The following is a 12198-nucleotide window of genomic DNA, read 5'->3' on the forward strand; positions in this document are numbered from 1 at the left end:
CCCCGTCAATCCTTTGTCTTGACAAGGACATTGACCTTGTCCGGGGGCGCCCTTACGTTCAACGACGCAGCTCCGTCGGCCAGTAGGAGGTCGTGCCCGTGCGCCCCACCGCCCCACTGCTCCTCGCCGCACTGCTCGCCGCAGCCACCCTCACGGCCTGCGGCGGGAGTTCCGGAAGCGATTCCGACACCGTGAAGATCGCCTACAACCGCAGCACCGACAACAAGATCCGCTTCAAGGACGGCTATCTGCAGGCGATGAAGAAGGAGTTCGAGAAGGCCCACCCCGGCAAGAAGGTGGAGCTCCTTCCGATCCAGGCTCCCGACAACGACTACGCCACCAAGGTGCAGCAGATGATGCGGTCCCCGAGGACCGCACCCGACCTCGTCTACGAGGACACCTTCCGCATCAACTCGGACATCAAGGCGGGCTATCTGCGTCCGCTCGACGACTATCTCGCGGGCTGGAAGGACTGGAGCCGGTTCGTCCCGACCGCGAAGGAGGCGGCGAAGGCGGAGGACGGGAAGACCTACGGGGTTCCGGACGGCACGGACACCCGCGGACTGTGGTTCAACAAGAAGATCTTCCGCAAGGCCGGGCTTCCGCAGGACTGGCGGCCGAAGAACTGGGACGAGATCCTCGACGCCGCCCGCACGGTCGGGAAGAAGGTGCCGGGCGTCGTCCCGCTCAACGTCTACACGGGCAAGGGCCCGGGCGAGGCCGCGGTGATGCAGGGCTTCGAGATGCTGGTCTACGGCACGGGCGACGATCCGCTGTACGACCCGGCGGCGAAGAAGTGGGTGACCGGCAGCCGCGGCTTCCGCGACGCCCTGGCGTTCGTGGGGACGGTCTACCGGGAGAAGCTCGGGCCCGACGTCTCCGACGCGCTCGACCCGAACGTCGGCACGTCCGTGGCGACCGACTGGCTCCCGAACGGGAAGCTCGCGATCTCGCTGGACGGCTCGTGGATGGGGCAGAACTGGATCAACAAGGGTCCGCGTGCGTGGCCCGCCTGGAGGACGGACCTCGGACAGGCCCCGATGCCGACGCAGTCCGGGCAGGCGCCCGGCAGGGTCTCCATGTCCGGCGGATGGACGTGGGCGATCCCGCAGAAGGCCGGGAACCCCGCTCTCGCCTTCGACTTCGTCCGGACGATGCAGACGAAGGACAACGCTGTCAGATGGGATGTCGTCGACGCACAGATCGCGGTGCGGGGGGACGTCGCGGCCGATCCCCGGTATCGGCACTCCATGCCCGGCATCGAGTTCTTCACCGGGCTGGTGAAGTACACCCACTACCGCCCGGCGCTGCCCGTCTATCCGCAGGTGTCGACGGCGATCGGTGAGGCGATGGAGTCCGTGACGACGGGCGACGCGAGCGCGAAGGCGGCGGCGGCGACGTACGACGCGGCGCTGAAGGACATCGCCGAGGGCGCGGTGGTGACCAAGCCGTGAGCGTGGCCGTCGGAGTGCGGCGCCGCGACGCGGCCGCCCGCGCGGGGCGGCGCCGCGGCCGCCCCCTGCGCTGGCTGCCGCTGGCCCCCGCCACGGTCGTGCTGGTCCTGTTCCTGGCCGGCCCCATCGCGTACTGCGTGTACATCGCGTTCACCGACGCCCGGCTGACCGGCGCCTCGCACACGGACTTCGTGGGCCTCGCCAACTTCCGCAGGGCCTTCGGCGACCCGCAGTTCCGCAACGCGGTGTGGCTGACCCTCGTGTTCACGGTGTTCTCCGCGGTGCTCGGCCAGAACACCCTGGGCCTGGCCCTCGCGGCACTGATGCGCCGCGCGACGAAGCCCGTCCGCACACTGACCGGTGCGCTCGTGATCACGGCGTGGGTGCTGCCGGAGATCGTGGCTGCGTTCCTGCTGTATGCGTTCCTCCGCCGCGAGGGGACCCTGAACTCCCTCCTGGAGACGCTTCATCTGCCCACGCAGAACTGGCTTTTCACCCTGCCGATCGTGGCCGTGTCGTTCGCGAACGTATGGCGTGGCACCGCCTTCTCGATGCTGATCTATTCGGCGGCGCTCGCCGAGATCCCGAAGGAGATCACGGAGGCGGCCGAGGTGGACGGGGCGAGCGGCTGGCGGCGGGTGCGGCATGTGACGCTGCCGATGATCAGCCGTTCGATCGGCACCAATCTGATGCTGAACACCCTCTCCACGCTGTCCGTCTTCGGGCTGATCTGGGCGATGACGCGGGGCGGGCCCGGCTCGCGCTCCACGACCCTGCCGGTCTTCATGTACGACCAGGCGTTCAACAAGAGCCTGATCGGCTACGGCACGGCGGTGGCGCTGCTGCTCCTGCTGGTGGGAGCACTGTTCTCGGCGGTGTATCTGCGGCTCGTACGGGCGGAGGTGTGACGAGCGGTGCTCTCCCTGCTCCCGTCGCGGAGGCGCGCCCGGCAGCGGCTCGCCGCGGACGCCGCGCTGCTGGTCGCCGCCGCGGCGTTCGCGCTGCCGCTGCTCTGGCTCGTCCTGGCGTCGCTCGACCCGCAGGCGAACCTCCGGGTGCGGCTGCCGGACTCGGTCACGGCGGACAACTTCTCGGCGGTGCTCACGGACGAGATCACGTTCACGCCGATGCTGAACAGCGTGGTCCTGTGCGGCGGCGCGACGCTGGTCACGGTGGTGTGCGCCGCTCTCGCCGCGTACCCGCTGTCCCGCCACCGTTCGCGTTTCAACCGCCCGTTCCTGCTCACGATCCTGTTCTCGACCTGCCTGCCGATCACGGCGGTGATGGTCCCGGTCTACGGGCTCTTCGTGCAGGTGAACCTGATCGACACCGTGTACGGGACCGCACTGTTCCTCGCCGCCTCCCAGCTCCCCTTCGCCATCTGGCTGATGAAGAACTTCATGGACGGGGTGCCGACGGTCCTGGAGGAGGCCGCGTGGACCGACGGCGCGTCGATGCTCCAGACGCTGGTCCAGGTGGTGCTGCCGCTGATGGGTCCTGGTGTGACCGTCGTGACGATCTACTGCTTCATCATGATGTGGGGCAACTTCTTCGTCCCCTTCATGCTGCTGCTCACGCCCGACCGGCTGCCGGCCTCGGTGTCGATCTTCACGCTCTTCGGGAACTACGGCGCGGTGATCTACGGTCAGCTCGCGGCCTTCTCGATCCTCTACTCGACCCCGGTGATCCTGCTGTACGTGGTCATCGCACGCCGCCTGGGCGGAGGTTTCGCACTGGGCGGTGCGGTGAAGGGATGAGACCCAGTGGCCGCTACAGCTGGTTACCGATCGGTAGCTGTACGTTCCTACGACGTTGTGATCCTGGGTAAACGCACCGTAGTCAACCGCCCGCTTCACCCGTACCTTATGGCGCGTGCACCAGCCCTCCGCTCAGCCCACGCCCCCCTTCAACGCGCTCGCCGCGCGCCGGTTCCGCGAGTCGCTCGGCATGGCCCCCGGCCATGTCGCCTACGGCATGCGCGCCTCGTACGGCATGACGCACATCTCGACCGAGACGATCATCGCGTGGGAGCGGGGGCACGCCTCACCCACGTCGGCCGAACTGACCGCGCTCGCCGGTTCCCTGTGGTGTGCGCCCGGTGAACTCATCCGGGTGGCGAGGACCCTGCGCGAGCACCGCATGGCACGGGGCATCGCCCCGGAGGACGTGGCCCACGCGATCGGCGTGGACCTCGCGACGTATCTGACGATGGAGGACTCGGGGAAGTGGCGCGGCAACGAACGCCAGTCCGCCGCGCTCGCCGGGGTGCTCGGCCTGTCCCTGCCCGACTTCGCGCATGTGACCGGCCGCGACGGCCAGCTGGCGGAGCTGCTGCGCAGTGCGGTCACCGTCCGCTGGCAGGGATACGTACGCCCGATAGCGAAGCTGCTGCCCATGGAGAAGCGGAAGATCCAGAACGTGCTGGAGCGGCTGCACGCCGACTATCAGTCAGGGATGGTCGCCACCCTCGCCTGGACCAGCACCCAGTCGAGCGCCAATGAGTCGAGCGACGCCGGCAGGGACTTCCTGGACCGGATCGTGGACCACTTCTGGGCAACGGCCGGGGAGAGGGGCGCCTAGGCCGTGCCCGCGCGACGTGCCGGACCCCCGGGGTCCGCACGCCCCGGGGTGCCGAGGAAGCCGACGCCGCGGAGAGCCCTCCCGGGGGACGACCGCGGGGCGGCGGGCTCCTAGAAGACCGACTCCGCCTCGTCCATACGGTCCTTCGGGACCGTCTTGAGCTCGGTGATCGCCTCGGCCAGCGGGACCATGACGACGTCGGTGCCGCGCAGGGCGGTCATCCGGCCGTAGTCACCGCGGTGCGCGGCCTCGACCGCGTGCCAGCCGAAGCGGGTGGCGAGCACCCTGTCGTAGGCGGTGGGGGTGCCTCCGCGCTGGATGTGGCCGAGGATGACCGGCTTGGCCTCCTTGCCGAGGCGCTCGGCGAGCTCGTACGCGAGGGCGGTGCCGATGCCCTGGAAGCGCTCGTGGCCGAACTGGTCGATCTCGCCCTTCTTGTAGTCCATCGTGCCGTCCACGGGGTGGGCGCCCTCGGCGACGCAGACCACGGCGAACTTCTTGCCGCGCTCGAACCGCTCCTGGATCATCCTGATCACGTCGGCGGGGTCGAAGGGCCGCTCGGGCAGGCAGATGCCGTGCGCACCGGCCGCCATGCCGGACTCCAGGGCGATCCACCCCGCGTGCCGGCCCATCACCTCGACGACCATGACGCGCTGGTGCGACTCGGCGGTGGTCTTCAGCCGGTCCATCGCCTCCGTGGCGACGCCCACGGCGGTGTCGAAGCCGAAGGTGCGGTCCGTGGAGGAGATGTCGTTGTCGATGGTCTTCGGGACGCCGACGACGGGCACACCGGCGTCCGCCAGCATCCGCGCGGCGGTCAGGGTGCCCTCGCCGCCGATCGGTATGAGCACGTCGAAGCCGTTGGCCTCGACCAGCTGGCGCGCGTCCTCGCAGGCCGCACGGAAGCGCGCGCGCTCCAGCCGCGAGGAGCCGAGCACGGTCCCGCCGAGGGAGAGGATGCCGCTGACCGCGTCCAGGTCGAGGGTCCGGTAGCGGCCTTCCAGCAGGCCCGCGTAACCGTCCTCGAAGCCGATCACCTCGTCGCCGTAGTGCGTGACGGCGCGGTGCACGACCGACCGGATCACTGCGTTCAGGCCCGGGCAGTCGCCGCCTGCGGTGAGAACTCCGATACGCATCGTGCTGTGTCTCCTGCTCGCGATTGGTACGTGTGAGCCGGAACGATTGTTTCACGACGGGAAGGCCTCCGCAGGCCCCTCGCCCGGCGGGCGTCGTATATACGCGCGGGGGTATTGTCAAGAGGCACGGCCGACTCCGGCAGGGGATTTTTTCACCGGAACGGCGTAGCCGGGGACGACGGCACCCACGCAACGACGACGAACCGACGACGAACGGAGAGCACGCGTGACGCGCAGCGTGTACGTGACCGGAATCGACCGGGGCGACGGCCGCCAGGTCGCCGAGCTGGGAGTCATGGAGCTCCTGACCCGGCAGGTCGACCGGGTCGGGGTCTTCCGGCCACTCGTCCACGACGGGCCCGACCGGCTCTTCGATCTGCTCCGCGCCCGCTACCGGCTCTCCCAGGACCCGGCGACCGCGTTCGGCATGGACTACCACGACGCGTCCGCGCTCCAGGCCGAGCGGGGCACCGACGAGCTGGTCTCACAGCTCGTCGACCGCTTCCAGAAGGTGGCCCGCGACTACGAGGTCGTCCTCGTCCTCGGCACCGACTTCGCCGCCACGCAGCTGCCCGACGAGCTGGCCCTCAACGCCCGCCTCGCCAACGAGTTCGGCGCCTCGGTCATCCCCGTCGTGGGCGGCCGCAAGCAGACCGCCGAGTCGGTGCGCGCGGAGGCCCGTAACGCCTACCGCGCCTACGCGAGTCTGGGCTGCGACGTGCTCGCGCTGGTCGTCAACCGGGTCGCCCGCGACGACCGGGACGTCATAGACGAGCGGCTGGCGGCGCATCTGCCGGTGCCCAGCTACGTCCTACCGGACGAGCCCGCGCTGTCCGCGCCCACGGTCGCCCAGATCACCCAGCACCTCGGCGGCGAGATCCTGCTCGGCGACGACTCGGGACTCGCCCGCGACGCCCTCAGCTTCGTCTTCGGCGGCGCCATGCTGCCCAACTTCCTCGGCGCCCTGACCCCGGGCTGCCTGGTCGTCACGCCCGGCGACCGTGCCGACCTGGTCGTGGGCTCGCTGGCCGCGCACAGCGCCGGCACCCCGCCCATCGCGGGCGTGGTGCTCACGCTCGACGAGCGGCCCGGCGAAAGGATCCTGAAGCTCGCCGACCGGCTGGCGCCCGGCACCCCGGTCATCGCCGTGAGCGGCGGCTCCTTCCCCACCGCGGGCGAACTCTTCGCTCTGGAGGGCAAGTTGAGTGCCGCGACGCCCCGCAAGGCGGAGACGGCACTCGGCCTGTTCGAGCGATATGTCGACACGGCCGCGCTGACGGCCCGGATCGAGGCACCCGCGAGCGAGCGCGTCACCCCGATGATGTTCGAGCACAAGCTGCTGGAGCGGGCCCGCACCGACAAGCGGCGCGTCGTGCTGCCCGAGGGCACCGAGGAGCGCGTGCTGCGCGCGGCCGACGTCCTGTTGCGGCGCGGCGTGTGCGACCTGACGCTGCTCGGCGACGTCGAGCAGATCCGCAAGAAGGCGGCCGACCTCGGCGTCGACCTCGGCGGCGCCCAGCTCGTCGACCCGCAGACCTCCGAGCTGCGGGATCGTTTCGCCGGGGAGTACGCGCGACTGCGGGCCCACAAGGGCGTGACCGTGGAGCTGGCGTACGACGTGGTCGCCGACGTGAACTACTTCGGCACCCTGATGGTCCAGGACGGCCTGGCCGACGGCATGGTCTCCGGCTCGGTGCACTCCACGGCGGCCACCATCCGCCCGGCCTTCGAGATCATCAAGACAAAGCCGGACGCGTCGATCGTGTCGTCCGTGTTCTTCATGTGCCTCGCCGACAAGGTGCTGGTCTACGGCGACTGTGCGGTCAACCCCGACCCGGACACGGAGCAACTCGCCGACATCGCCGTCCAGTCGGCGGCCACCGCGGCGCAGTTCGGCGTGGAGCCGCGGATCGCGATGCTCTCGTACTCGACCGGCACCTCCGGTTCCGGCGCGGACGTCGACAAGGTGCGCGAGGCCACCGAGCTGGTGCGCAGCCGCCGCGACGACCTGAAGATCGAGGGTCCCATCCAGTACGACGCCGCGGTCGAGCCCTCGGTCGCGGCCACCAAGCTGCCGGGCTCGGCGGTCGCCGGCCAGGCGAGCGTGCTGATCTTCCCGGACCTGAACACGGGCAACAACACCTACAAGGCCGTGCAGCGCTCGGCCGGCGCGATCGCCGTCGGCCCGGTCCTCCAGGGCCTGCGCAAGCCGGTGAACGACCTGTCCCGGGGCGCGCTCGTCCAGGACATCGTCAACACCGTCGCCATCACGGCGATCCAGGCCCAGACCCCCGCCCCGGCATGACCGTCCCCGCAGCAGAAGGCAGCCTCTCCGTGACCGCGACCCGCGTCCTCGTCCTCAACTCCGGCTCCTCGTCGGTGAAGTACCAGCTGCTCGACATGCGCGACGGCTCGCGGCTGGCCGTCGGGCTCGTCGAGCGCATCGGCGAGGAGACGTCCCGCCTGGTGCACACCCCGCTCGTGGGCGGCGCGGGCAAGCGGGAGCACACCGGCCCGATCGCCGACCACGACGCGGCGCTGAAGGCGGTCGCGACGGAGCTGGCGGCCGACGGGCTGGGCCTGGAGTCGCCCGAACTGGCCGCGATCGGCCACCGCGTGGTGCACGGCGGCAAGTCCTTCACCGAGCCGACGGTCGTCGACGACGCCGTGCTCGCCGAGATCGAGCGGCTCATCCCGGTGGCGCCGCTGCACAACCCGGCGAACCTCACCGGAATCCGCACGGCGCGGGCCCTGCGGCCCGACCTGCCGCAGGTGGCCGTCTTCGACACGGCCTTCCACACGACGATGCCGGAGTCGGCGGCGCGCTACGCGATCGACGTGAGGACCGCGGACGAGCACCGCATCCGCCGCTACGGCTTCCACGGCACATCGCACGCGTACGTCTCGCGCAGGACCGCGCAGCTGCTGGGCAAGAACCCGTCCGAGGTCAATGTGATCGTGCTGCACCTGGGCAACGGCGCCTCCGCGTCGGCGGTGCGCGGCGGGAAGTGCGTGGACACCTCGATGGGCCTCACGCCGCTGGAGGGCCTGGTGATGGGGACACGCTCGGGGGACATCGACGCCGCCGTCGTCTTCCACCTCACGCGGGTCGCCGGGATGTCGGAGGACGACGTCGACGAGCTGCTGAACAAGAGGAGCGGCCTGCTCGGGCTGTGCGGCGACAATGACATGAGGGAGATACGCCGCCGTATCGACGAGGGCGACGAGCAGGCGCGGCTCGCCTTCGACATCTACATCCACCGGCTGAAGAAATACATCGGCGCCTACTACGCGGTACTCGGCCGGGTCGACGCGATCGCGTTCACGGCGGGTGTCGGCGAGAACGCGGCGCCGGTCCGGGAAGCCGCCGTCGCGGGCCTGGAGGAGCTGGGCATCGCGGTCGACGGCGCCCTGAACGCCGTACGCGCGGACGAGCCGCGGCTGATCTCGCCCGGGGGCGCCCGGGTCGCCGTGGCGGTCGTGCCCACCGACGAGGAACTGGAGATCGCCAACCAGACGTATGCCTTGGTGAGGGGCTGAGAAGTCCGGGAATGCGCACCTGGCAGCCCGAAATGGCCGTCACCTGAGCAGCGGCCCGCCCATTTGTACATTCCGCCAGACGGAATATTCCGCGGCGAAACAAAACGATAGGATCCGTCTTATGCGCCGTTCCAAAATCGTCTGCACACTGGGCCCCGCCGTCGACTCGTACGAGATGCTCAAAGCGCTCATCGAGGCCGGGATGAATGTGGCCCGTTTCAACATGAGCCACGGGACCCAGGCAGAGCACCAGGAGCGGTACGACCGGCTCCGCGAGGCGTGCCGGGACACCGGGCGCTCCGTCGGCGTGCTGGCCGACCTCCAGGGCCCGAAGATCCGACTGGAGACCTTCGCCGAGGGCCCCGTCGAGCTGGTGCGCGGTGACGAGTTCACCATCACCACCGACGACGTCCCGGGCGACAAGTCGATCTGCGGCACCACCTACAAGGGCCTGCCGGGAGACGTGTCCGAGGGCGACATGGTCCTGATCAACGACGGCAACGTCGAGCTCAAGGTGACCGCCGTCGACGGCTCCCGGGTGAGGACGACCGTCATCGAGGGCGGTGTCATCTCCGACCACAAGGGCATCAACCTGCCCGGCGCGGCCGTGAACGTCCCGGCGCTGTCCGAGAAGGACATCGAGGACCTGAAGTTCGCGCTCCGCATGGGCTGCGACATGGTCGCCCTGTCCTTCGTCCGGGACGCCAACGACGTCAAGGACGTGCACAACGTCATGGACGAGGTCGGCCACCGCGTCCCGGTCATCGCCAAGGTGGAGAAGCCGCAGGCGGTGGCGAACATGCAGGACGTGGTCATGGCGTTCGACGGCGTCATGGTCGCCCGCGGCGACCTCGCGGTCGAGTACCCGCTGGAGAAGGTCCCGATGGTGCAGAAGCGCCTGGTGGAGCTGTGCCGGCGCAACGCCAAGCCGGTGATCGTGGCGACCCAGATGATGGAGTCGATGATCACCAACTCCCGTCCGACCCGCGCCGAGGCGTCGGACGTCGCCAACGCGATCCTGGACGGGGCCGACGCGGTCATGCTGTCCGCCGAGTCGAGCGTGGGCGCGTACCCGATCGAGACGGTCCGGACCATGTCGAAGATCGTCTGCGCGGCCGAGGAGGAGCTGCTCTCCAAGGGGCTTCAGCCGCTGGTGCCGGGCAAGAAGCCGCGGACGCAGGGCGGTTCGGTGGCCCGTGCCGCGTGCGAGATCGCGGATTTCCTCGGCGGCAGGGCGCTCATCGCCTTCACCCAGTCCGGCGACACCGCCCGGCGGCTGTCGCGCTACCGCGCGTCCCAGCCGATCCTCGCCTTCACCACGGACGAGTCCACCCGCAACCAGCTGACGCTGAGCTGGGGCGTGGAGCCGCACCTGGTGCCGTTCGCCGACTCCACCGACGGCATGGTCGACCTGGTGGACGCCGAGCTGGTCAAGCTCCAGCGCTTCAACGACGGTGACACCGTCGTCATCACCGCCGGTTCGCCCCCGGGCGTCCCCGGCACCACCAACATGGTCCGGGTGCACCACCTGGGCGGCGGCGCGCGGGACTGATCCCGCGGGATCCCGCACACGCACGGAGGGCGCCCCCTGTGACAGGGGGCGCCCTCCGTGTGTTGCGGCTCCCGGACGGGTCTGAGGAAGCGTCAGTCGGTGATCGACTGGTGCAGGCCCGGAACGGTCAGGTCACCGCCGAACTGACCGGCCTGCGTGACCTTCACCTTGGTGAAGTACGCGATGGGCACGTTCAGCGGCGGCGGGTGCTCGGGGTCGAACACGATCGGAATCAGCCCGAACAGGTTGCCCTGGAGCCGCTCCGTGTACATCGTGGTCCGGCCGTTGCGGATCGTGGACGTGGAGCCCGGGGCCGCCTGGACGTGGTACTTCTTGCCGCCCGGGCCGTCCACGATCTGGTGCAGGTCGCCGATGTCCGTGCCGTTGTCCACGGTGAACTTCAGCACCTGCTTGGTCTGGCCGTTGGGCATCGTCAGGTTCACGACGCCCTTGTAGTCGAGGCCCTTGAGCAGCAGCGAGCTGGCCTCCAGGTACCACGGCTGGTTGGGGATCTGGACCGGCGCGGTCTCGTCCTTGCCGGCGACCTTCTTCTCGACAACGCACGGGAACGGCTTCTTGCCGTCCGCGTCCGGCGCTGCCGAGTCGGAGGCCGACGGGGACGGGGTGGCCGCGTCCTCCGCCTTCTTCACCGTGTCCTTGACCGTGTCCCCGGTCTTGTCCGCGGTGTCCTTGGCCGTGCCGGCCGCCTTGTCCACGGTGTCCGTGACGGGCTTGGTGACCTTGTCGACCACCGAGCCCGAATCCTTGGAGCCGGAGCCGGAGCCGTCGGACGTCGCCGACGGGCTCGGAGTCGGGCTCGCCGAATCCTTGCTGCCGCCGCCGAGGAGGTTGCCGAGTGCGTCTCCGACACCCAGCGGGTCCAGCGGGTTGCTCTCCTTCGACGCCGTGGGCGTGGGCTCCGGCGTCTTGGTTTCGTCACCCGTCGGCTGGGCCGAGGAGGACGGTGTGGGGGTGGGTTCGGTCTTGTCGCCCGAGCCCGAGCCGGAACCGGAGTCCGATCCGGAGCCCGTCCTGTCGCCCGACGGCGACGGGGACGCGCTCGGCTCCTTGGTGGAGTCCTTGCTGCCCTGCTGGTCCTTCTGGTCGGCCTGGGTGTCCTTGCCCGCCTCGTCGTTGGCGGTGACACAGGGACCGTCCTGGAAGGGGTTCTTCGGAAGCGGCTTGGCCTGCGCAAGAGTGGGGGTGAGGCCCATGCCCATCAGCACCGCGGTCGGCATCGCCGCGATGGCTATGGCCTTGCCCGCGGGGACGTGCAACCTGGTGAGAAGCGGCTTCCTGGGTGCGGCATGCCGCGGCCCGGATCTCGCACGAGGATCCCCCAAGGAGTCCTCGTGGTGCACCTCGTCAGCCGGCACGGTGCCTCCCGTTCGTCCCGTTCGTCGGGCTCGTTCCTGACAGATCGTTCGGCTGGCTCGGCTCGTTCACCTGGTACGTGGCTCCCGCCACGGCCGGCGCGGGTCCCGTTCCGTCCTCGGCGGCCTCCGGCCCGGCCGGCTGTTCCACGGGCTTGCCCGGCGCCCAGGCGACGCCCAGGGCACCGCCGATGAGGGAGAGCAGGTAGCCGATGACCAGGCCGCCGAAGTTGGAGACGACGATGGAGACGAGGGCGAGCAGAATCGCCGCAACACCCGCGAAGACGCGGGCGTGCTGCTGAAACCACATGGTCAGGCCGAGCACGACCAGCAGCACGCCGATGATCAGGGATCCGGCGCCGGCGGTGGTCGCCATCCGGATCGTCATCGTGCCGAGCGTGAGGTTCGCGTACGGGAGGTACATGATCGGGACGCCGCCCAGCAGCGTCAGCAGACCACCCCAGAATGGGCGCTGACCGCGCCACCCTCGGAACGATCGGCGCACATGGACGAGCCAGCGGTCGTCCTTTGCCTGCGCTTCGGCGCTCATGTCGTACAGCTCC

10 protein-coding genes are annotated in these 12198 nt (G+C 69.8%); 7 read left to right on the forward strand and 3 right to left on the reverse strand.

What is annotated here, in order from left to right:
• The first annotated feature begins 98 nt into the window (after positions 1 to 98).
• The 4 genes from ACWCP6_RS12510 to ACWCP6_RS12525 all read left to right on the forward strand — a co-directional run bounded on the left by ACWCP6_RS12510 (position 99) and on the right by ACWCP6_RS12525 (position 4034).
• Positions 99 to 1454 carry an extracellular solute-binding protein gene (locus tag ACWCP6_RS12510; RefSeq protein WP_450932369.1) on the forward strand — a complete coding sequence of 452 codons (1356 nt, stop codon included), beginning with the start codon at positions 99 to 101 and terminating at the stop codon, positions 1452 to 1454.
• Positions 1455 to 1468: 14 nt separating this feature from the next.
• On the forward strand, positions 1469 to 2362 hold the full coding sequence (locus tag ACWCP6_RS12515; protein ID WP_450932571.1) for a carbohydrate ABC transporter permease: 894 nt from the start codon (positions 1469 to 1471) through the stop codon (positions 2360 to 2362).
• 6 nt (positions 2363 to 2368) lie between these two features.
• Complete coding sequence (locus tag ACWCP6_RS12520) at positions 2369 to 3211, forward strand: carbohydrate ABC transporter permease (protein WP_450932370.1); 843 nt, start codon at positions 2369 to 2371, stop codon at positions 3209 to 3211.
• 115 nt (positions 3212 to 3326) lie between these two features.
• Positions 3327 to 4034 (forward strand): helix-turn-helix domain-containing protein, encoded by a 708-nt coding sequence (locus tag ACWCP6_RS12525; protein ID WP_450932371.1) that lies wholly within the window; start codon positions 3327 to 3329, stop codon positions 4032 to 4034.
• Positions 4035 to 4144: 110 nt separating this feature from the next.
• Here ACWCP6_RS12525 and ACWCP6_RS12530 read toward each other — a convergent pair whose 3' ends face one another.
• Entirely contained in the window at positions 4145 to 5170 is a 1026-nt protein-coding gene (locus tag ACWCP6_RS12530) for an ATP-dependent 6-phosphofructokinase (protein ID WP_450932372.1), read from the reverse strand.
• 226 nt (positions 5171 to 5396) lie between these two features.
• Here ACWCP6_RS12530 and pta point away from each other — a divergent pair, with 226 nt between their 5' ends.
• From pta to pyk, 3 genes are all read left to right on the forward strand, one after another.
• Complete coding sequence (gene pta, locus ACWCP6_RS12535; protein WP_450932373.1) at positions 5397 to 7475, forward strand: phosphate acetyltransferase; 2079 nt, start codon at positions 5397 to 5399, stop codon at positions 7473 to 7475.
• A gap of 29 nt (positions 7476 to 7504) precedes the next feature.
• Positions 7505 to 8710, forward strand: coding sequence for an acetate kinase (locus tag ACWCP6_RS12540; protein WP_450932374.1), 1206 nt, complete (start codon positions 7505 to 7507; stop codon positions 8708 to 8710).
• A gap of 121 nt (positions 8711 to 8831) precedes the next feature.
• Positions 8832 to 10262: a pyruvate kinase gene (gene pyk / locus ACWCP6_RS12545; RefSeq protein ID WP_450932375.1), complete on the forward strand. Its 1431-nt coding sequence runs from the start codon at positions 8832 to 8834 to the stop codon at positions 10260 to 10262.
• Positions 10263 to 10354: 92 nt separating this feature from the next.
• On the opposite strand, the gene ACWCP6_RS12550 is transcribed toward pyk, so the two are convergent.
• Both ACWCP6_RS12550 and ACWCP6_RS12555 read right to left on the reverse strand, forming a co-directional pair.
• Positions 10355 to 11638, reverse strand: coding sequence for a hypothetical protein (locus ACWCP6_RS12550; protein ID WP_450932376.1), 1284 nt, complete (start codon positions 11636 to 11638; stop codon positions 10355 to 10357).
• A complete protein-coding gene (locus ACWCP6_RS12555; RefSeq protein WP_450932377.1) occupies positions 11628 to 12185 on the reverse strand; it encodes a DUF6114 domain-containing protein in 558 nt (185 codons plus the stop codon). The genes ACWCP6_RS12550 and ACWCP6_RS12555 overlap by 11 nt, the downstream gene beginning before the upstream one ends.
• Positions 12186 to 12198: the final 13 nt, after the last annotated feature.

Source organism: Streptomyces sp. NPDC002004, assembly GCF_053593975.1.

Coding starts and splice junctions, on each gene's coding strand:
- ACWCP6_RS12530 (WP_450932372.1), bottom strand. CDS start 5,170: ATGCGTATCGGAGTTCTCACCGCAGGCGGCGACTGCCCGGGCCTGAAC.
- pyk (WP_450932375.1), top strand. CDS start 8,832: ATGCGCCGTTCCAAAATCGTCTGCACACTGGGCCCCGCCGTCGACTCG.
- ACWCP6_RS12555 (WP_450932377.1), bottom strand. CDS start 12,185: ATGAGCGCCGAAGCGCAGGCAAAGGACGACCGCTGGCTCGTCCATGTG.